Source organism: Cupriavidus oxalaticus, assembly GCF_038900635.1.
In the GTDB taxonomy this organism is placed as follows: domain Bacteria; phylum Pseudomonadota; class Gammaproteobacteria; order Burkholderiales; family Burkholderiaceae; genus Cupriavidus; species Cupriavidus oxalaticus_B.
On record NZ_JAYMRX010000004.1, the window covers coordinates 351,172 to 371,868 of the forward strand.

The 20,697-nt window shown below is 65.5% G+C and carries 19 protein-coding genes; 10 read left to right on the plus strand and 9 right to left on the minus strand.

Going from position 1 to position 20,697, the window contains the following annotated elements; all coding sequences use genetic code 11:
- Window positions 1–17: 17 nt before the first annotated feature.
- A complete protein-coding gene (locus VSR71_RS10145) occupies window positions 18–935 on the minus strand; it encodes a LysR family transcriptional regulator (protein WP_342913732.1) in 918 nt (305 codons plus the stop codon).
- Between the two features lie 113 nt (window positions 936–1,048).
- Here VSR71_RS10145 and VSR71_RS10150 point away from each other — a divergent pair, with 113 nt between their 5' ends.
- The gene (locus VSR71_RS10150; RefSeq protein WP_342913733.1) at window positions 1,049–1,798 is read left to right on the plus strand and encodes an SDR family oxidoreductase; all 750 of its coding nucleotides are present in this window, start codon (window positions 1,049–1,051) and stop codon (window positions 1,796–1,798) included.
- A gap of 192 nt (window positions 1,799–1,990) precedes the next feature.
- Here the strand turns inward: VSR71_RS10150 and VSR71_RS10155 are convergent, their stop codons facing one another.
- A complete protein-coding gene (locus tag VSR71_RS10155; protein WP_342913734.1) occupies window positions 1,991–2,323 on the minus strand; it encodes a hypothetical protein in 333 nt (110 codons plus the stop codon).
- Between the two features lie 406 nt (window positions 2,324–2,729).
- Between VSR71_RS10155 and gstA the strand changes: the two genes are divergently transcribed.
- Entirely contained in the window at window positions 2,730–3,338 is a 609-nt protein-coding gene (gstA, locus tag VSR71_RS10160; protein WP_342913735.1) for a glutathione transferase GstA, read from the plus strand.
- Between the two features lie 256 nt (window positions 3,339–3,594).
- The gene (locus VSR71_RS10165; protein WP_342913736.1) at window positions 3,595–4,635 is read left to right on the plus strand and encodes an AraC family transcriptional regulator; all 1,041 of its coding nucleotides are present in this window, start codon (window positions 3,595–3,597) and stop codon (window positions 4,633–4,635) included.
- Here the strand turns inward: VSR71_RS10165 and VSR71_RS10170 are convergent.
- From VSR71_RS10170 to VSR71_RS10185, 4 genes are all read right to left on the minus strand, one after another.
- Complete coding sequence (locus VSR71_RS10170; RefSeq protein WP_342913737.1) at window positions 4,622–5,596, minus strand: quinone oxidoreductase family protein; 975 nt, start codon at window positions 5,594–5,596, stop codon at window positions 4,622–4,624. The two genes, VSR71_RS10165 and VSR71_RS10170, sit on opposite strands and share 14 nt — an antisense overlap.
- A 144-nt stretch (window positions 5,597–5,740) precedes the next feature.
- Window positions 5,741–6,700 (minus strand): tripartite tricarboxylate transporter substrate binding protein, encoded by a 960-nt coding sequence (locus VSR71_RS10175; protein WP_342913795.1) that lies wholly within the window; start codon window positions 6,698–6,700, stop codon window positions 5,741–5,743.
- A 142-nt stretch (window positions 6,701–6,842) separates the two neighbouring features.
- Window positions 6,843–7,901 (minus strand): 3-keto-5-aminohexanoate cleavage protein, encoded by a 1,059-nt coding sequence (locus tag VSR71_RS10180; RefSeq protein WP_342913738.1) that lies wholly within the window; start codon window positions 7,899–7,901, stop codon window positions 6,843–6,845.
- A gap of 31 nt (window positions 7,902–7,932) precedes the next feature.
- Window positions 7,933–8,778 (minus strand): TauD/TfdA dioxygenase family protein, encoded by an 846-nt coding sequence (locus VSR71_RS10185; RefSeq protein ID WP_342913739.1) that lies wholly within the window; start codon window positions 8,776–8,778, stop codon window positions 7,933–7,935.
- Between the two features lie 474 nt (window positions 8,779–9,252).
- Here VSR71_RS10185 and VSR71_RS10190 point away from each other — a divergent pair, with 474 nt between their 5' ends.
- The 7 genes from VSR71_RS10190 to VSR71_RS10220 all read left to right on the plus strand — a co-directional run bounded on the left by VSR71_RS10190 (window position 9,253) and on the right by VSR71_RS10220 (window position 18,762).
- Entirely contained in the window at window positions 9,253–11,952 is a 2,700-nt protein-coding gene (locus VSR71_RS10190; RefSeq protein WP_342913740.1) for a LuxR C-terminal-related transcriptional regulator, read from the plus strand.
- Between the two features lie 279 nt (window positions 11,953–12,231).
- Window positions 12,232–13,884: a fatty acid--CoA ligase gene (locus VSR71_RS10195; RefSeq protein ID WP_342913741.1), complete on the plus strand. Its 1,653-nt coding sequence runs from the start codon at window positions 12,232–12,234 to the stop codon at window positions 13,882–13,884.
- 21 nt (window positions 13,885–13,905) lie between these two features.
- Window positions 13,906–14,376: a MaoC family dehydratase gene (locus VSR71_RS10200; RefSeq protein ID WP_342913742.1), complete on the plus strand. Its 471-nt coding sequence runs from the start codon at window positions 13,906–13,908 to the stop codon at window positions 14,374–14,376.
- A gap of 29 nt (window positions 14,377–14,405) precedes the next feature.
- Complete coding sequence (locus VSR71_RS10205) at window positions 14,406–16,082, plus strand: alpha/beta fold hydrolase (RefSeq protein WP_342913743.1); 1,677 nt, start codon at window positions 14,406–14,408, stop codon at window positions 16,080–16,082.
- 56 nt (window positions 16,083–16,138) lie between these two features.
- A complete protein-coding gene (locus VSR71_RS10210; RefSeq protein WP_342913744.1) occupies window positions 16,139–16,558 on the plus strand; it encodes a phasin family protein in 420 nt (139 codons plus the stop codon).
- 63 nt (window positions 16,559–16,621) lie between these two features.
- Window positions 16,622–17,464: a poly(3-hydroxyalkanoate) depolymerase gene (gene phaZ, locus VSR71_RS10215; protein ID WP_342913745.1), complete on the plus strand. Its 843-nt coding sequence runs from the start codon at window positions 16,622–16,624 to the stop codon at window positions 17,462–17,464.
- A complete protein-coding gene (locus tag VSR71_RS10220; RefSeq protein ID WP_342913746.1) occupies window positions 17,461–18,762 on the plus strand; it encodes a DUF445 domain-containing protein in 1,302 nt (433 codons plus the stop codon). The genes phaZ and VSR71_RS10220 overlap by 4 nt, the downstream gene beginning before the upstream one ends.
- A 14-nt stretch (window positions 18,763–18,776) precedes the next feature.
- On the opposite strand, the gene VSR71_RS10225 is transcribed toward VSR71_RS10220, so the two are convergent.
- From VSR71_RS10225 to VSR71_RS10235, 3 genes are read right to left on the minus strand one after another with little or no spacing between them, the layout of a single operon-like run.
- Complete coding sequence (locus VSR71_RS10225; protein WP_342913747.1) at window positions 18,777–19,424, minus strand: hypothetical protein; 648 nt, start codon at window positions 19,422–19,424, stop codon at window positions 18,777–18,779.
- Window positions 19,421–20,056: an SCO family protein gene (locus tag VSR71_RS10230; RefSeq protein WP_342913748.1), complete on the minus strand. Its 636-nt coding sequence runs from the start codon at window positions 20,054–20,056 to the stop codon at window positions 19,421–19,423. Before VSR71_RS10230 ends, VSR71_RS10225 begins: the two co-directional genes overlap by 4 nt.
- A gap of 22 nt (window positions 20,057–20,078) precedes the next feature.
- The gene (locus VSR71_RS10235; RefSeq protein ID WP_342913749.1) at window positions 20,079–20,687 is read right to left on the minus strand and encodes a cytochrome c; all 609 of its coding nucleotides are present in this window, start codon (window positions 20,685–20,687) and stop codon (window positions 20,079–20,081) included.
- Window positions 20,688–20,697: the final 10 nt, after the last annotated feature.

The following is a 20,697-nucleotide window of genomic DNA, read 5'->3' on the forward strand; positions in this document are numbered from 1 at the left end:
CAACATCGCCCAGCCTGCTACGCGTAAGCGTCGATACCCGACACCAGGCGCCTGGCCAGTCGTGGCTTGCGCAACTGGTCCAGCCACCATTGCAGCGCACGGCCCTGGTGGTCGCCGCGCCAACCCACGTACAGCACGTTGGGCTCGCGCGGGTCCGCGGTGCGCATTTCCACCAGTTCACCGCGCTGCAGCAGCGAAGTGACCCGCTGGCGCGGCAGCCATCCTGTCCCCAGGCCATCACGCTGGGCGAGTATCTTGGCTCGCATGCTCGGCACGGCCAGCGAGCGTTGTCCGCCCAGCATGCCATAGGCGCGCCCCCCGGTCAGGCGCGACGAATCGGCCACCACCACGGCGCGGTGCCGGGCGATGTCCTCGCGGGTAAGCACTTTGCGCGCTGCCGCCAGCGGGTGCCGGGGGGCGATGGCGAACACCCACTCGACCACGCCCAGCTCGAACCACCCGAGATTCGGAATGGCGGGCGGCTCGTTGGTGGCACCGATGACCAGGTCGGCGCGGCCGTCCCGCAGCGCCTCCCAGGTGCCGGCCAGCACTTCATGCGTGACGCGCAGCGCGACGCCCGAGTCCAGCGCATCAAATGCATGCACGACGGGCATCAGTGTTTCGAATTCCATCAACTCATCGGTCACGATCCACAGCCGGTCTTCCCAGCCGTTGGCCACCTGTCGCACACGCTGCGTGATGCGCGAGACGTCTTGCGCAAGCCGGGCCGCTTCCTCAGTCAGCAACTCGCCGGCGGGCGTGAGCTGCAAGCGGTAGCGGCGGCGGTCGAACAACAGCGCGTCGAAGCGCTGTTCCAGCTGCCGCGCCGCGTGCGACACCGTGGACGGTGCCTTGCCCAGCCTGGCCGCGGCGCGCGACAGGCTGCCGGCAGCGCGGATGGCCTCCAGCAGTGCCAATTCGTCGTCCGACAGCATGTACCACTCCTTCGAACATCTCCATCGGAACGATCGTATGGCAAAGCCCCTGCCCGCGTCCATACTGCAATGGCGCGATTGTTCAAGTTCAACTTTTCCGACTGGAGTACATCATGAATCGCTTCGAAGGCAAGACCGTCCTGGTCACTGGCGGCAATAGCGGCATCGGCCTGGCAACTGCACAGGCATTCGCCCGGGAGGGCGCGCGGGTAATCATCACCGGTCGCGATGCCGCTGCGCTGGAAACCGCTCGTGCCACGCTCGGCCAGGGTGCCGTCGCCGTCCGCAACGAAACTGGCACCGTACAGGCCGCGCGTGACCTGGCCCGCCAGCTGACCGACGCCGGCATTCGCCTGGACGCCGTCTTCATCAACGCCGGCATCGCCAAGTTTGCCGCCTTCGCCGATGTGGACGAAGCACTGTGGGACGCCACCTTCAACGCCAACGTGAAGGGCGCGTACTTCCAGATCCAGGCACTGCTGCCGCTGCTGAACGCAGGCACCTCGATCGTGCTGAACGGCTCGATCAACGCGCGCATCGGCATGCCGACGTCGTCGGTGTACGCCGCCAGCAAGGCGGCGCTGATCTCGCTGGCCAAGACCCTGTCGGGTGAACTGATCGGCTCGGGCATCCGCGTCAATGTGGTCAGCCCCGGCCCGGTGAGCACGCCCATCTACGGCAAGCTGGGCCTCGATGCCGACACCCTGTCGGCCACGGCCGCGCAGATCCAGAGCCAGATCCCGCTGGGCCGTTTCGGCGAACCGGCGGAGATCGCGTCGACGGTGCTGCATCTGTCGGCACCGGAGTCGGCGTTCATTGTCGGTACCGAAATCATCGCTGACGGCGGCATGAGCCAGCTTTGAACCCACCCTTCCGCGGGCCGCCGCTGCCGATGCCTATGCTCGTGCTGACCAGCGAGAAGGCGTCGGGCACTTTCCTGATCGACCAGGCCAGGCTGGTCGCAAGCAACCGGGGCTGTCCTGATTCGGCCCTTCCGGAAAGGGGGCCGACACCTTACTGGCATAGGAACTCGGGATGTGCTTGCTCGTCAGCGGTCAGGCGCGCGTGACGGCGCAGACCTTTGAGATCATGTAACCCACGCCGGCGATCCGGTGCTCGTGCCGTGGCGCGAAGGCGTTCAGGTGTGCGCGGATGCAGCGATCGATCGCCTGGCAGGCGCCAGCGTCGTCGAAACCGGGCAGAAACGAGATCGAGATGCTCGGCAGCGGATAGTCGAGCAGGCGTGCCTCTGCCAGCTGGGTGTAGAGATTGCCATTGCGGAAGTCCGCCGGGATGTCATCCCATCCTGGCAGCAGTTTGACTGTGCTGCTTTGCACATCGGCTTCGGTGATGCTGTCTACGTCGGACCGTGAGAGCGAGTAAGTCATAGGGTTTCATCCTTTCAGGAACATCGCGACACGAACGCAGGATCCGCGTCGATTGCCATGATGGCCGCCCTGGCAAGCTTAGATTCACTGCCACAGCTCCCGCCATGCAACGGATGCCAACGACTTTGCATTTCATGCCACCGCCGCCGGTGTGCATTCCCTGAAGCACAGGATGTCTGGCCGACCACCGTTTTGTTGATGGAAAGAGGTCGCCGGGGTGGCCGTTCGTACCCTTCCGTGGGCCAATCCGCAAGCGACAACTAACGACCGTTGAAAGTCAGACATCGGCCGACAGCCGATTCACGGGGCTATGCCTACAACACAGGCATACAGGCCCAGGCTTTCGAGGAGTCAAATGTCTGATTCCACCGTGCAAGCCGGGCCCGGATGACAGGGGACACAAATCATGAAGTTGTTCTACGCCCCAGGCGCGTGCTCGCTGGCGCCACACATCGCCCTCATCGAGGCAGGCCTGCCATTCTCGACCGAGCGCGTCGACTTGCGCGCCCAGCCGCATACTACCGAGAGCGGCACAGACTACAAGTCCGTCAACCCCAAGGGCTATGTGCCGGCGCTTGTGCTCGACAACGGCGAAGTGTTGACCGAGGCCGCGGTGGTCTTGCAGTACATTGCCGACCTCGCCACGGAAAAGCGCCTTGCACCAGACCGCAATACCATCGATCGGTACCGGCTGCAGGAATGGCTGAACTTCATTTCGAGCGAGCTGCACAAAGGCTTCGGACCGTTCTGGAAACCGGACACGCCGCAGGAGCAAAAAGACGCGGCGTGGGCGCGCCTGTCACAGCGGCTTGAATGGGCGGTGCAACAGTTCAACGGCAAGGACTATCTGATGGGTCAGTTCAGCATCGCTGACTGCTACTTGTTCACGATCCTCAGATGGACCGACGTCTTCAAGCTGCCGCTTGATTCCTGGCCGGAGCTGCAAGCGTATCGGTCGAGAGTCGCTGCGCGACCATCGGTGCAGCAGGCACTGAAAGACGAGGGAATCGCCTGATTCTCGCCGGCATTCGGCACCCAATGAATCGTATGGCTCAGCGCCCCGGCCGTCGCGTTGCAAGCCAATCGAACGGCGCCGAAGGCGTAGCTGACTGCGGACAGTCTCCCGATAACCCCGCTGCCTCCGTTTGCCTATATGTGACAATCACTTGCCAAATTGGGACATTGGCGTCTCCCCCTTCCACGCCTGCGGGCGGGGTCGGTAACATCGTGGTGTCATACGAGGATCGCGTCGCCACATTGGAACCACCGTTATGCATAACGTCGGACGACTCGCTCGCAGCGCGAGCCTGACTGGCTACATTGAATTGATGGAATCGCACGGATACGACCCGGGAACCTTCCTGCGAAAGGTCGGGTTATCGCGAAGGCTGCTGAAGGATCCTGCGGCGCAGATTCCCAGCCATGCCCTGCGCGAGCTGCTGGAAGTGACGGCAAGCGCCACGGGCATGGAAGACATTGCGCTGCGGCTCGCGGCACGCCGCACGTTTGCCAGCCTCGGTCCAATCAGTGTGGTGCTGAAGGAAGAGCCCTCGCCACGGCTGGCACTGGATGCCCTGTGCCGTTACCTGAAACTGATCAGCCCCTCGCTGATCATGCGGATCGAGGACAGGGCGCAGACGGTGATCATCCGGGAGGATCTGCTGCCCACGCCGGGTCAACCGACTCGACAGGCAATGGAGCTGACTGTCGCCATGATGTTCCGCATCCTGGGTGAACTGATCGGATCCCATTGGCGCCCACAGCAGGTTTGCTTCACGCACCGGCCGCCGGCCGACCTGTCGGCCCACCGCGCATTCTTTGGCCGCAACCCAAAGTTCGGGCAGTCGTTCAATGGCATCGTGTGCGGGGCGGCCGATCTCGACCGGCCGCGCACCCCGGACAATTCGGGCGCAACGCAACTGGCGCGGGATTACCTTGACGCTGCGCTGATGCGGCGCGGCGAAGGCATCCGCGACTCGTGCCGGGACCTCATCATGGCACTGCTCCCCGGCGGACGCTGCACCGCGCAGCAGGTGGCGCGGCACCTGCGTATCGATCGCCGCACGCTGCATCGCCATCTCATCGCCGAAGACCTGACCTTTACCGCCCTGCTCAACGAGGTGCGGACAGACCTGGTGAAGCGACACCTGGAAGAGAGCGACCTGCTGATCGGCGAGATCTCGGGCCTGTTGGGCTTCGCCAACCAAAGCAGTTTCAGCCACTGGTTCCGCGCGACCTTCGGCTGCAGCGTTACACAATGGCGCAGCCAGGCGGCGGAGCGCCGCCCGGCTGCCACCCTCAGTCAGCAATAAGCACCAGCTTGCCCATATGCTGGCTGCGCTGGATGTAGGCGTAGGCTTCGCCGATGTCATCCATCCGGAAGGTCCGATCGATCGGGAGGCGCAGCTTGCCTTCACGGAAGTACGGCAAGAGATCACGCGCGCACGCCTGGATGCAGGCGACCCGTTCCGCCTCGCTGCGCGTGCGGAATGTGGCACCGATGAGCTTCAGGCGGTTCAGCCACAACAGGTTGATGTCGATCTCCGCCGTGGCGGCCCCGCCCAGGCGGGCAAGGTTCACCAGGCGTCCCTTTACCGCGAGGCTCCTGATATGGTCGGGGAACGCCGTGCCGCCGATGGTATCCATGATGACATCAACGCCACGCCCGTCGGTGGCCGCCATGATCGATTCGACCTGCGGGTCAACGGACGAATTGATACCGACATCGACGCCATGACCGGCCAGCCGCTGGAGCTTCCCGGCCGACCGCGACGACGCGATCACCGGCCGGGCGCCCATCGCTGACGCGATCATGATGGCAGCCATGCCGACACCACCGGAAGCGCCATTGATAAAGACCGACTCGCCCGGTTTCAGCTCACCGTTGCTCACCAGGGCATCATGGGCAGTGATGAATACATTGGGGAACGCCGCCGCATCGACCCAGGACACATCCTCAGGAACCGGCATCAGCGCCAGGGGCGCCGCGACCGCATATTGCGCATGGCAGCCACGGCCATGGCCCATGACACGGTCGCCTTCGCGCCAGCCGCTGACCTGATCGCCGACGCTGGCGACTTCGCCGGCGAACTCCACGCCAGCGGTCATCGGGCTCCCGGTCCGATGCTCCCTCATGTACTTGATCTCGCCGAAGTTGATGCCGGATGCACGCACCCGCACCAGCACCTCGTTGGGCCCCGGCTTTGGCACCGGAATGTCGTGTACCTCAAGCCGACCGCCGTCGGCGCCGGGTAGTACCCTGACTGCCTTCATCTTGCCTCCTGTTGCATTCTTTGCGGTGGCGTCAGAACGCCACCCCTTGCCTGCTCTTGCGCTGCAGCATGTCGCGCGTCTCGTCGGGGGTGGCGATCTCCGGGTTCATCGATTTCAGCACCGGGACGCGACCGGGGTCCGGCGTCATTCCGGCGTGAAGTTGATGGAGCGCAGCAGCTTTCCCTGCCGCTCGTGCGATTCGCGTATGTCCCTGGCAAGCTCTTCGGAAGTTGCCGGCGAGCCGGCGTCCATCCCCAGCTCTTCCAGCTTCTGCCGCAGCTTTGGCGACTGCATTGCCTTGAGGGTCGCGTCGCGCATCCTGGCGATGACTGCCGGCGGTACGCCGGGGGTCGACCAGAGCCCCATCCAGCCCACTTCATTCAGGTCCGGATAGCCCAGTTCGACAAACGTGGGAACGTTGGGAAGCGCCGCCATCCGTTTGGGGAACGCCACGGCAAACGCCTTGAGCTTGCCCGACTTGATAAACGGCAACGACGTGGCGGGGCCATCGAACATGAGCGGCACCTGCCCACCCATGACGTCCTGCAATGCCTGTGGCGAGCCCTTGTAGCTCACAGTGCCGGTATCGAGTCCCGCCAGCCGGTTGAATTGCACGCCAATCGTCTGGCCACGTGTGCCAATGCCGAAATTGGCGTAATCGACCTTGCCGGGGTTCGCCTTGATATACGTGACGAGATCGGAAAGATTCTTCGCGGGCAGGCCCGGATTCCCGACAAAGATCAGGCCCTGCCGGGTAAGCTGGGCAATCGGAACGATGTCCTTGAACGGGTCGTAGGACACCTTCACCGCGTGGGGCACTTCCGAAGCAATCCCCTTCTGGATCAGCAGGAATGTGTATCCGTCCCGCGGCGCCGACATCAGGCTCTGGACGGCGATGGTGCCGCCAGCGCCCGTCTTGTAATCGACGATGACAGTCTGGCCGAGCGGCCCCTGCAACTCATGCGCATAGAGCCGTGCCACGATATCCGCGGTACCTCCCGGCGGCCCGCCAACGAGTATCCGCACGGGCTTTGCCGGCCAGTCGGCAGCCCGGGCCGCGTCCATGGCCGGCATCAGTGCGCCTAAGGCAAATGCGAGCGCCATCGTCTGGCGTCCAATTTTTCGGGGGCATCTCATTGCAGTCTCCGTCTTGCCGGATCGGCAGCTTTCATCGCGCGGGGCGACGATCGTCGGCATGCCGTCCGGCTGTCTTTCTGTATTATTTCTTCGCGTCCGCCGGATCGCTTCACTGCGTCTTGCGCAGGTAACCCTGGGTGCCGCCATTCCGGTTGGGCGCGAAGCCATTGGCCTGCAGGGTTTCCTCCACCGAGTCGTAGAACACGCCGATCTTCGAGATCTCGCGCGCCTCCCTGGCGGTGGCGATCTCGCGCCCGAATTCATGGGAAATGCGCACCAGTTGCTCGATCTGCTTTACGGTACTCTGCTTCGCCGTGCGTTTCTGGTTCCACAGTCCATCCTCGATACCGCAGCGCACGTGCAGGCCCATGGCGATGCCCATCATATTGACCGGCAGCACGTTGCGCACGTTGCTTTCCACCGTCACGACCGCGCCATCGGGCACGCCGCGGATGAAGTTGGCAAGGCTGTAGACGTTGGGCGTATCCATGCTGCCACCAATTGCCACCCAGTTCATGACCAGGGGCCCTTTGTAGAAGCCGCGGCGCATCAGCCGCTCCACTGACTCGAAGCTGTTCGTGTTGTAGCACTGGAAGGCGCTCTGGATGCCCTTGGCGGACAACCGGCGGACGTGCTCTTCCACCCATCCCGGCTGCGCGGGCACCGTCATTTCCTTGTAGGCATTGAAGACGGCGGGATTTTCGCGGGAGGTGCCCTTGAAGTCCGCATCTTCCGCATGGTCGGTCACGTTCATTTGCGACGTGTTCACCGTTACCGTCACCTGGTCCGGCGTGGGCTCAAGTTCGGCCAGCATGTGGCGCGTATCGTCCGACAACCACTTGGCGGCCTGCCCTTCGTCCTCGGGGGCGAAGGAAATGGAGCCGCCCACCTGGATAATCATTTCCGGCACCGCCTTGCGCACCCCGGCAATCAGCTCGTTGAACTTGGAAAGCCGCTTGCTGCCCTTGCCGTCCAGCTCCCGTACGTGCAGGTGCAACACGGTGGCGCCGGCGTTATAGCAATCCACCGCCTTCTGGATCTGCGCTTCCATCGTGACGGGAATGTCCTCAGGGAAGTCGGATGGCACCCAGCCCGGGGCATAGGGGGCGGCGGTAATGATCAGCGGCTGCTGGTTTTCGGGAAAAAGGTGACCGTCGAGAAAATTCATCGTGATTCTCCGGGGGAAGATTGCGTGCGGATCAATACGGGATATCGCCCACGATGCCGGCGCGTTCCATCTTGCGAGGTGCCGGCCAGTAGTCGTTGAGTGCGTAGTGCTGCGTGGAACGGTTGTCCCAGATCGCAACGTCCCCCTCCTGCCACGACCAGCGCACCTGGTATTCGGGAATGGTGGCGCGGCTGATCAGGTAGTTGAACAGCAGCGCAGCGCCCGGCGCCTTGTCGATGCCGTGGCGGACGTTGGCCGGCGTGCTGTAGTTGGTGAAATGCGTCGAGAACCCCGCGCCCACGAACAGGATCTTCTCGCCGGTTTCCGGATGCGTGCGCACCACCGGATGCTCGACGGACGGATGCTCCTGCACCAGCTTCGCGCGCGCTTCCGGGGTCATGACCGCGCCGAAGCTGTGCTCGATGCTGGCCCGCGCGCGCAGGCCGTCGATCTTCAGCTTGATGTCCTCCGGCAGTTCCTCGTACGCCTTCACCATGTTCACCCAGATGGTGTCGCCGCCGATCTCCGGGCATTCGATGCAGCGCAGGACCGCACCCATCGCCGGGTTGGGACGCCACAGGCCGTCACAGTGGTAGTTGTTCTCGTAGCTGTGCGGGTTGTCGCTCCGGTAAACCCGCACCAGACCCGGATGGTCGGGATCGCTGCCGACTACGGGATGGTCTTCCAGCTTGCCGAAGCCGCTCGCGAAGGCAACATGCTCGGCACGCGTGATGTCTTGCTTGCGAAAGAAGAGGACACGGTGCCTGAGCAGCGCCGCCCTGATCTCGGCAAAGCGCACCGGGTCGCGCGACACATCGCCAAGATGCACTCCCGTGATCTCGGCGCCGATGGCGGGAGTAATTTGCCTGATTTTCATTTTGATGTCGTCTCCAGTCTGGTGATGCTCGGACCAGGTCAGTGTCCGGCCTCGGTGAATGAAGTATCGGACGGCCATCGCATTCCAAGTTTGCTTTTTTGGGACTTGCATTTGCTAATTTGGGACATTCCGGAGCAACCGTGGCGGCTCGGCGCACAAGCTCATCAGCATCGGGCACCGGAGGTCGTGACGGCCTCTTTTCAACGCGGCGGTATATCAATCGTCACTTCAGCAGGAGGATTGCCATCAAGGCCAATACCGAAGGCAATACCGAAGGCAATAGCCCTTGCATGAAACACCGGCCAAGTGCTTCTGACGCTTGAATCACGTGGTTGGCTCGCTAGAATCAATGGCATGCACGAAGGCATCTCCCATGCAACGGCGCCGCCTCGGCAGAGACCGACCGAGCGTGGACGCTCTCGCCGCCCGCGCGTTGCCGACGAGCACAAGCCGGATGCTGCCTCCGCGCGCCCCTTGCTGCTGGCCACAAAGATCGTCCCGCCGCAGCTGCCATCCGGCCTGATCGAGCGACCGCGCCTGCTGGAGCTGCTGGCCCATGGCGACGACAAGCGCCTCACCGTCATCAAGGCCCCGGCGGGCTTCGGCAAGACCTCGCTCGCCATTGCATGGCTCACGCACTTGCGGGCCGAGGGTGCGCGCGTCGCCTGGCTGTCGCTGGACCAGGATGACGATGAGCCAGCCCGCTTCGTCAACCACCTTGCGGAGTCGCTGCACCTGGCCTGCGGCGATATCGGAACCTCGTCGCTCAGGCTGACCATCGATGCCTCGCTCGTGCCGCCGCGCACTGTTATCGCGACCCTGATTAACGAGCTTGCGCAGGTCGACAGGCATCTCTACCTGTTCCTGGACGACTATCACCTGATCAGCCTGGCCGATATCCACGATGCGGTAACCCTGCTGCTGCTGCACGCGCCGCCCACTCTCCACGTCGTGCTGGCCACGCGCGAGGATCCACCGTTGCCGCTGGCGCGGCTGCGCGCACGCAATGCGCTGCTCGAAGTCGATGCTTCGGTCCTGCGCTTCAGCTTCGATGAAACGCAGCGCTTCCTCCAGCGCGAATGCGATGGCGGGTTGCCCTGCCCTTCGGTCGCCAAGCTGCATTCGAGCACCGAAGGCTGGGCGGCCGCGCTACGCCTGTCGGTCTCCATGCTGACAAGCGGGAACCTGCTCGCGGGCCCGTCCATGGAAGCGCCGTCGGGAACGCTACGGCCGATCGCGGCCTACCTGGAAGACATGCTCGCCTGCCAGTCCGCGGAACTGGTCGAATTCATGCTCCACACGGCCATTCTCGAGCGGCTGTCGGCACCGCTCTGCCTCGCGGTCACTGACGCAGGAAACAGCCAGGACCTGCTGGAAGCGCTGGCCACGCGCCATCTGCTGCTCCAGCCGTTAGACCTTGAAGGCCGCTGGTTCCGCTATCACCAGCTGCTGCGCGACTATTTGCAGCAGAGGCTGGCGCAGTCCGCCATCGACGTTGCGCAACTGCATAGACGCGCCTACCGGTGGTACGCGTCGGAAGCGCTCTGGACCGATGCGGTCCGGCATGCCCTCGCGGCGGGCGACAACGCCGAAGCGCTGACCATGATCGGCGAATGCGCGATGGCGCTGGTGCGCAAAGGCGACCTGCTGACCCTGCTGGGCTGGCAACGCCAGCTGCCTGCCGAGATCCTGCGCGGCCAGGCGGAAATCCGCCTGGCGCTGGCCCGGGGCATGGCCCTGGCCATGCGCTTCGACGAAGCGCTGGCCATGCTCGATTCGCTCGAGCGCGACGCTGCCGCGGGCGCACTCGCCAACCCGGAGCGCTGCACCTGGGAATGCCAGGCTGTCCGGGCGATGATGACGGCCCTGCAGGACGATCCGCCGGCAGCCCTGCGGCTTGCCCAAGCCTGTCTGGACCATCCCGCGTCGGCCGACACCTGGGCCATGAATGCGCTCAGCAATGTCGTGCGCTACGGACACTGGAAAGCAGGCCGCCTGGCCGAACTGTATGCGACGCCATGGATTCCCTATGCGCCGGAGGACGACCACCGGAACCTGTTCGCCTCTGTCTACAAGCTTTGCCTGCTTGGCCTTGCCGAACTTCAGCAAATGCATTTCACGTTGGCCGAGCGGCACTTTGCGCGGTCGATGCTGATGGCCGAGCAGGCCGCGGGCCCGCAATCCCCGGCTGCGGCGCTGTGCGCCCCCCTGCTGGCCCAGCTGCGCTACGAGCGCGATGAGCTCAGCGCCGCCGAGGCGCTGCTGCTGGACCGCATGCCGGTCATCAACGCCGTGGTACTGCTCGACGGCGTGCTGATCGCCTACACGCTGCTCGTGCGCATCGCCGCGGCACGTGGCGACGTCGAACAGGCGCATTGCTGGCTCGACCAGGCGCTGGGCATCGGCCACCGGCGCAACTGGCGCCGCCTGATTGCCGCGTCCCTGTTTGAACGCATCCGACTGCTGCTCGCCGAAGCCCGAACGAAGGAAGCCGCGGCATGCGTCGCGCAACTCGACGAGCTGGCTCGCGCCAGTGCCGAATCCGGGCACGCCAATGCGGGCGAGATCGACCGCTACCGGATCCTGGGCACCGCCGGACTCGCCATGGCGGAGCAGCGCGCGGCGGACGCGATGTCGCTGCTGGAAGCCCTGCTGCTGCGCTTTCCGCAGGGACGTGCGGACTACCTGGCGCTGCGCGCCCGCACGATGTTTGCGCTGGCCTGCATGGCAGCCGGAGAGCGCGCCCGCGCCATCGACGAATGCCGCGAAGTGCTGGCGGGGGTCGAATCCGCGGGCGCATATCGGACCATTCTCGACCAGGGCGCGGGCGTCTGCGCGCTGCTCCGGGCGGTACGCGAGGACACGCCGGCCACCGACGAGACCCAGGCCCTCCTGGCCTGCATCGACGAATTCCTCGAACGCAGCAATGCCCGCTACCCCGTTCACAACAAGCCGCCAGCCGCGACCGAACGCGAAGCCCTGAGCGCCCGCGAGCGCGGTATCCTCGAGCTGATTGCAGCGGGCCAGTCGAACAAGGAAATTGCGCGGACGCTCGGCATTGCGCCGGAAACCGTCAAGTCGCACATCAAGAACATCTTCACCAAACTGTCGGTCGAAAAGCGCGCCCAGGCCGTCGCGCGCGCGCAGTCGCTTGGCCTCGTTGCCGGTCACTGAAACGCGTTTGCCGGGACAGGCAAGTGACCTGCCCGGCCCTCTCCCGCAGGCCTTCCCACAGCGCCGCACACAGCGCTGCACATGGGGTCCCAATGTGGCTCCCAATGTCGCTCCCACCGGGGCTCCTAATGGGGCTCCCCCATGGCGCTCCCCTCTTCGGGGGATAACTGACTCGTTCCCGCAAAGCCAATATGTCTCCAACAAGGCGCTGCCTGATGCCTGACAGGGTTGACGGATCCAGCGCACCGGCAGATTCGCCCCTTCGTTCTGGAGACCTTCATGTTGGATCAGGTGTCTGACACATCACCCCTGGCTTACGCCTACCCCCTGCTCATCAAGCATCTGCTGCATACCCCGCTCACGCAGGCACCCGACCAGGAAATCGTCTATCGCGGCGACCACCGCCAGACCTATCGCAAGCTGGGCGAGCGCATTGGCCGCCTGGCCAATGGCCTGGGTTCGCTCGGCGTTACCCGCGGCACCACGGTCGCCGTAATGGACTGGGACAGCCACCGCTACCTTGAGTGCTACTTCGCCGTGCCGATGATGGGTGCCGTGCTGCAGACGGTGAACATCCGGCTCTCGCCGGCGGAGATCGCCTACACCATCAACCACGCGGGCGCCGAGGTGCTGCTGGTGCACACGGATTTCCTGCCAGTCGTCGAGGCGATCAAGGACCAGCTCGAAACGGTGCGGGTCTTCGTCTGGATCGACGAGCAGGGCAGCGCTGCCGCCCCGCACACCATTCCGTTCTGGGGCGAATACGAAATGATGCTCGCCGCCAGCCAGAGCGAATACGACTTCCCCGATTTCGACGAAAACACCCGCGCCACCACCTTCTATACGACCGGCACCACCGGCCTGCCGAAGGGCGTGTACTTCTCCCACCGCCAGCTAGTGCTGCACACCATCACCGCGATGGCCGCGCTGGCGAGCCCGGTGTCTGGACAGCGCTTTCACCGCGGCGATGTCTACATGCCGGTCACCCCGATGTTCCATGTGCATGCGTGGGGCATGCCGTACGTTGCCACCGTGCTCGGCGTCAAGCAGGTCTATCCGGGACGCTATGTGCCCGACCAGCTGGTCCGGCTGGCGCGTGAGGAAGGGGTGACCTTCTCGCATTGCGTCGCCACCATCCTGCACATGCTGCTGAACTGCGAGGCGGCGAAGACCGCCGACTTCAGCAACTGGAAGATCGTCATCGGCGGCGGTGCGCTGCCGCACGGCCTGGCACGCGCCGCACTTGAGCGCGGCATCGACATCTTCGCGGGCTACGGCATGTCCGAGACCTGCCCGCTGATGAGCCTGGCGCAGCTCGGCCCGGGCGAAAAGCCGGCCGATATCGACGATGAGGTGCGCCTGCGCTGCAAGACCGGCCTCCCTGTGCCGCTCGTGGACCTGCGCATCGTCGACGAGGAAATGAAGGACCTGCCGCGCGACGGCAAGGCCTGTGGCGAGATCGTGGTGCGCGCCCCATGGCTCACGCAGGGCTACCGCAAGAACCCGGAGGCGTCCGAGACGCTGTGGGAAGGCGGCTACCTGCATACCCAGGACATCGCCAACATTGACGAAGCCGGGTACATCCAGATCACCGACCGTATCAAGGACGTGATCAAGTCCGGCGGCGAATGGGTGTCGTCGCTGGAAATCGAAAGCCTGATATCGCAGCACCCGCGCGTGTCGGAAGTCGCCGTCATCGGCATCAAGGACGACAAGTGGGGCGAACGCCCGGTCGCGCTGGTCGTCCTCAAGCCGGATGCGCCGATCCTCGCCATCGAGGAGGAAATCCGCCAGCACGTGATGACCTTCAGCGACAAGGGACAGATCTCGAAGTACGCCGTGCCAAAGGTGATCCGGATCGTCCAGGCCCTGGAAAAGACCAGCATCGGCAAGATGAACAAGAAGCTGATGCGCGAGCAGTTCACCGTCTGAACGAATGAAGGAGACAACATCATGAGCATCCCCGGATACAGCATGCAAAGCCTCGGCAACTTCGTCGGCCGCGAACTCGGCGTGTCGGAATGGATTGTCGTGGACCAGGCCAGGATCAACGCCTTCGCCGAATGCACGGGCGACCACCAGTGGATCCACGTCGACGTGGAGCGCGCCCGGCGCGAAAGCCCCTTCGGCGGAACCATTGCCCACGGCTACCTGACCCTGTCGCTGCTGGCGGCGCTGTCGATGGATGTCGGCCTGGTCCCGCCGGACGCGAGCGCCGGCCTGAACTACGGCCTGGACAAGGTGCGCTTCCTCACGCCGGTGAAGGCCGGCGCACGGGTACGCAACCGCGTGACCCTGCTAGGCGTGGAAGACAAGGGCGGCGGCCGGGTCATCGCCCGGATGGCGAACACCCTCGAAATCGAGGGAGAAGACAAGCCCGCATTGCTGGCGGAATCGCTGGCGATGCTGGTCGCGGCACGCTGAGGCCGATGCAGAGACCGAGGAGCACTGACATGAATGCCACCGCAGACAACATCATCGACCCGGCCATCCGCCAGCCCAGGCTCAATCCGTTCATCGGCCTGCGCACGTGCGACGTGCTGGACACAGTACGGCAGGTCGGCGCACAGGCCGTGCGCCAGCCCACCCTGCTGCTGGAACAGAAGGCCGCCCTGGCGCGCGAGCTGATGGCCACGCTGTCCGGCAACTCCACCGCCGAGCCGCAGAAGGGCGACAAGCGTTTCGCCGACCCGGGCTGGCAGAGCAACCCGTTCTACCGGATCGCCATGCAGAGCTACCTGGCATGGTGCAACGCGCTGAACGGCTACGTCGAGCGCTCCGGGCTGGACGACCGAAGCAAGGAGCGCGCACAGTTCCTGCTGCAGCTGATCACGGACGCACTGGCGCCGACCAACACGCTGCTCGGCAACCCGGCCGCGCTGCGCAAGATCGTCGAATCCGGCGGCGCCAGCCTGATCTCGGGCCTGAAGAACGCCGTGACCGACCTGCTGAGGAACCAGGGCATGCCGTCGCAGGTGGACATGTCCGCCTTCGAGGTGGGCAGGAACCTGGGCACCACCCCCGGCGCCGTGGTCTTCCGCAACGAAGTGCTGGAGCTGATCCAGTACACGCCCGCGACCGGCCAGGTCTACGGCCGCCCGCAACTGATCGTGCCGCCGCAGATCAACAAGTTCTACGTGTTCGACCTGTCCAGGGGCAAGAGCATCGTCGACTTCATGCTGAAGAACGAATTCCAGGTGTTCGTGGTGAGCTGGCGCAACCCGACCGTCGAACACCGCGACTGGGACATGGACACCTACGTGAGCGCGCTCATCGAGGCCATCCACGCCGTGCGCGAGATCACCGGCAGCGAGGACGTCAACCTGCACGGCGCCTGCTCCGGCGCCATGACCATGTCCGCGCTGATGGGCCACCTCGAGGCCCGCGGCGAACGCCTGGTCAACGCCGCCACGCTGATGGTCGCCGTGCTCGACAGCACCGCCGACTCGCAGATCGGCCTGTTCGCGACGCCGGAGAGCATCGCAGCAGCCAAGCAGAACAGCATTCTCAAAGGGGTGCTCGGAGGAGACGAGTTGGGCCGCGTGTTCGCGTGGATGCGGCCCAACGACCTGGTCTGGAACTACTGGGTCAACAACTACCTGCTCGGCAACGCGCCGCCGGTGTTCGACATCCTTTACTGGAACAACGACACCACGCGGCTGCCGGGCAAGTTCCACGGCCAGCTGCTCGACATCTTCGCCGGCAACCTGTTTGCCAAACCGGGCGCGCTGACCGTGCTGGGCACGCCGGTAGACCTGTCGGCCGTGAAGTGCGACACCTATGTCGTTGCCGGCATCACGGATCACATCACGCCGTGGAAGGGCGTCTACAACACGGCGCGAACGTTCGGCGGCACGACCCGCTTCGTGCTGAGCTCCAGCGGCCATATCCAGAGCCTGATCAACCCGCCGGGCAACCCGAAGGCGAAGTACTACCTCAACCCGGAACTGCCCGCCGCCCCGGACGCCTGGCTGGCCGGCGCCACCACGGAAAGCGACTCGTGGTGGGACAACTGGAGCCAGTGGCTGGCCGAGCGTTCGGGCGAACGGCGCGCGGCCCCGGCCGCGGTGGGCAGCGACCGCTACCCGGCACTGGCCGACGCCCCGGGCACCTATGTAACCGGCGCCTGAGCCGTCACGTACGCCCGTCGACCCTGCTTATCAACGTCAACTTCAGGATGAAGACCATGGAAACCACCAATCCGACCAAACTCTTTTCCGAGTACACCAAGGTGCTGGAGCGATTCAAGCTGCCCGGCCTCGACTTCGCGGCCATCCGCGAATCCCGGCGCAAGGACCTTGCCGCGCTGACCACCGTGAACCTGACCCTGCTGGACGGCGTCCAGGCGTTCGGCCAGAAGCAGGCGGACATCGCGCGCGGCGCCCTGTCCGAGCTGCAGACGCGGCTCCTGCAGAAGGCCGAAGCCGGCACGCCCGTTGCCGGCAACGTGGAACTGGCCCGGCATGCGCTGCAGAAGGCGCTGGCCAACCTGCGCGAACTGGCCGATATCGCCCAGAAGGCACAGGCCGACAGCGTCGCCGTCGCCAGCAAGCGCCTGGCAGAAAACGTCGAGGAACTGAAGGCCCTGTTCAAGCCCGCGCACTAATTGCGCGTTACCATGCGTATTCGCCGGCGCCCTCCCCCGGGCGCCGGTGCCGAGGACACCCGGATGACTCAAGCTGAGCGTGACACCGAGACCGGCGGCAGGATGGAAATCCGCACCGTCGAACTGGAAGGCAGGGAATTGCGCGTGGGCATCCGCCGCGGCAGCCATGCCGGGCCGCCGTTGCTGCTCTTCAACGGCATCGGCGCCAACCTGGAGCTGGTCGAGCCATTCGTCGCGGCGCTCGACGACGTCGAGATCATCATCTTCGATATCCCCGGCGTGGGCGGTTCGCCGACGCCGGTGATCCCGTATCGCTTCACCACGCTGAGCCTGATGGCGGACAAGCTGCTGACGCGGCTGGGCTACAACGGTCCCGTCGACGTGCTTGGCGTCTCGTGGGGCGGCGCGCTCGCGCAGGAATTCGCCCATCTGTACCCCGAACGCTGCCGGCGGCTGATCCTTGCCGCGACGTCGCCGGGCGTGATCATGGTGCCCGGCAAGCTCTCCGTGCTGGCCAGGCTGTTGGGGCCGCGCCGCTACACCGATCCGGCCTACCTGCAGCGGGTCGGCGGCGACATCTACGGCGGCACCTACCGTCGCGATCCCGGCCTGCTGCGCGAACACAGCCGGCATATCCAGCCGCCTCGCGGCAGGGGCTACGTCTACCAGCTGCTTGCCGCTTGGGGCTGGAGCAGCCTGCCGTGGCTCGGCGCACTGCGCCAGCCCACGCTGGTCATGCATGGCAACGACGACCCGATCGTGCCGCTGGCCAATGCCAAGATCCTGGCGGCACGCATCCGCAAGGCCAGGCTCCATGTGGTCGACGATGGCCACCTGTTCCTGGTCGCGCGTGCAGCGGAAGTCGCGCCGGTCATCCGCAGGTTCCTGCGGGAGGAGCCAAATTGAGCTTTCCCGCCGATGGCGATGCCGGCTTGCCGCGTTCCACACCGGACCTGCCTGTCGCGCGAGGACAGACCGGGCTGCGCCGCATGCGCAATGCGGCAACGGCCATGCTGGCAGTCATGCTCGGCCTGCTGCTGCTCAGCGCGCTTGGCCAGGCCCATTACCCTTCGCTGGCGCCGTGGCTCGCCTGGGTGCGCGCATTTGCCGAAGCGGCTACCGTAGGCGCCGTGGCCGACTGGTATGCGGTGGTCGCCCTGTTCCGCCACCCGCTCGGCCTGCCGATTCCGCATACGGCAATCATTCCGCGCAACCAGATGCGCATCGCCGAAAGTCTCGGCAGTTTTGTCGAGCGCAATTTCCTCGCGCCGGCACTGATTGTCGACCGCCTGCGCACCCACAACACCGCAAAGGCCGCGGCCGCCTGGCTGGCGGTGCCCGCCAACAGCCGCTCACTGGCCGATCCCGTCGTCGATTCGCTTCCGGCGCTGCTGCAGGTGCTCGACGACGACAACGTCGCCCGCCTGTTCGAGCGCAGCGCCCTGCCCTGGCTGCGCACGCTCGATGTCTCGGCGCTTGCCGGCAACCTGCTGCAGGTCCTGACCGACAAGCAGCGGCACCAGCCACTGCTCGATCGCGGCCTGCGCGCCATGGAACAGTGGCTGACCGAGAATGCCGGCCTGCTGCAGGCCAAGTTCAGCGAGGCATCGCGCTACACGCCGGTCCAGCTCGACGCCTATATCGTCAACAAATTCGTCGAAGGCGTGATCGCGCTGCTCCATGAAGTCCGCTCCTCGCCCGACCACCCGCTGCGGCTGCAGCTCGACGAGGCCATGCAGGAGCAGATCGCCAGGCTGCGCACGTCCGAGCGCTACCGCCGCACGGGCCAGCTCTGGATGCGCGACTGCATCCGCCACCTGAAGCGCGAGGACAGCTATCGCGTGCTGTGGCAGCGCCTGCGCGTGTGGCTCAGCGCCGAGGCCGTGCGCGAAGACTCCTGGATGCGCGCCATGGTCGCTGACATGCTGGCCTCGCTGGGCGCCACCATCCGCGACGATCCGGCCCAGCAGGACAGGTTGAATGCCTGGTGGCTGCAGCTCGTGCACGCAGGCGTCGGCCGGTACCGCCACCAGGTGCCCGCGCTGATCGCCGAAGTGGTGAAGAGCTGGGACGCGGACGAGATCACCGCGAAGATCGAATCGGAAATCGGCCGCGACCTGCAGTACATCCGCATCAACGGCACGCTGGTCGGCGGTACCGTGGGCGTGCTGCTTCACGCGGCGATGCTGTGGCTCGCGCCTTGAGGCGGACGTTCGCGCTATCGCCGTACGTCGCCTTCCTGCCCCGGCGGTGATGACGAGAAGCCGAAGCCTGGCTGGCGGCGCAGGTACAGCGCCAGTCCGACGGTGACCGCAACGGCATAGACAATCAAGCCGGTACCTGCCAGGCGCTGGTCAGGCAGCAGGTAGTTGGCGCACAGCCGGCTGTCGGCATCATGGAAAAGCATGCCGACGGTGGCCAGCGTCCAGATCAGATTGCCGCCGAAGAACAGGAGGACGGCCGCCGGCGCGCGCCGCAAACCGTGCTCCGCCGACACGCCGGCGAGCATCAGCGACACATACCTGGCGCCGTTGACGCCGGCATCGAGCCTGGCCAGGTCGAGCGCCAGCGGCACCATCCAGAACATCAGGCACAGCGAAGCGCCCAGCAAAGGCGCCAGCCCCAGGCGCATCACCGCCTCCGTGGCCGGGCGCTCGCGGTGGCGGCGCGCCAGCATGGCTGAAGCGGCAAAGCCGCATGCCGACAGGATCGGGACCTCGACCAGCATCTGCAACGCCATGCTGGCTTCCAGGGTTTCGCGCACGGGCGCGATCAGCAGGATGGCTGGCAGGCCGAGCAGGCACCACAGCACCCACGCGGTTTGCGGCACGGCGGCCTGCACGGCCTCCATCCTCGCCAGCTTCATCGCACGGCCCGCCGCGCCGCGTCGAGCGCCTGGTCGAAGCGGCTGTAGTCGTACAGGCCGAGGACAACGCCGCGGCCATCGATCAGGTGGATCTCCCCGTTATGGACATAGCCGCCCATGCCGTCGGGAACTGCCACGACATCCAGCGCGCTCAGTAGTGACTGCTCCCCGGCGGGTGGCACCGGCGCAGTGATGCGCCAGATGCCGGGATCGGCGCGCTGCTGCCGGCTGTATGCGGCCAGGCGCGCCGTGTCGTCGTGTTGGGGATCGACGGAAATCGACAGCAGGCGGACCCGGCCTTCCAGCCCGCTTGCCCGGATGCGCTGCTGCAGCCGGTAGAACTGCGTGCCAAGCGCGGCGCAGACCGTCTCGCAGCGCGTGTAGATGAAATCGACCAGGTACACCTGCGACGCTGGCGACGCGGCATCCCACGGCGCGAAGCGATCGCCTTGCGCATCGCGCAGCGCGATCGGTGCGGCCACCAGGCTGCCTGCCGCGGCCCGCTCGATCCTGCGCTCGTCGAGCGTCCACGACTGCAATCCCTGCGTGAGCCAGGCCAGCGCCGCCGCGAAGCCGATGGATAACACCACGCAGGCCGCGCCTGCCGCGCGCAGGCCAATGGGACGGGGCAATTGCTGGATGTCCACGGTCTTCCTACTTCAGCGGCGCCAGTTCTTTGTCGCCATCATAGGGGCTGGTCTTGTCCTTGGTCGCGGCGCGCACCTGTCCGACCAGCTCCGCCGACACGGGCGGCGCGGCGTTGCCCCACTGGCTTCGCACGTGGGTCACCACGGCGGCTATCTCGGCGTCGTTGAGCTGGGCGCCGAAGGGCGGCATGGCCCCGTTGAAGGTACCGCCCTTCACCGTGAGCTGCCCGGTGATGCCATGCAACACGATCGCCACCGCGGTTTCCGGCTTGCCCTGCACCCACTCGGAACCGGCCAGCGGCGGGAACACGCCGGGCAGGCCCTGGCCGGTCGCTTGGTGGCAGGCGACACACTGCCCCGAATAAATGGCCGCGCCGTCTGCCTTGCCGCCGTTGCCCGAAGCCTTCTTGCCGGCCAGCGCACTGACCGTGCGGCCATCCCCGAGTTCGGACGGAATGTTGATCGGTGCCTGCGCAATGTAGTAGATGCCCCACAGGATGAGCGCGGCAACCAGCACTACGACGCTCTTGGGAATCGGCGTCTGCGATTCGCGGGGGTCGGCATGCTCGCGCTGTTCCTGCGGCGAGGGCTGGATCGATGACGGTTGGTCTGGCATGGCCTCGGAT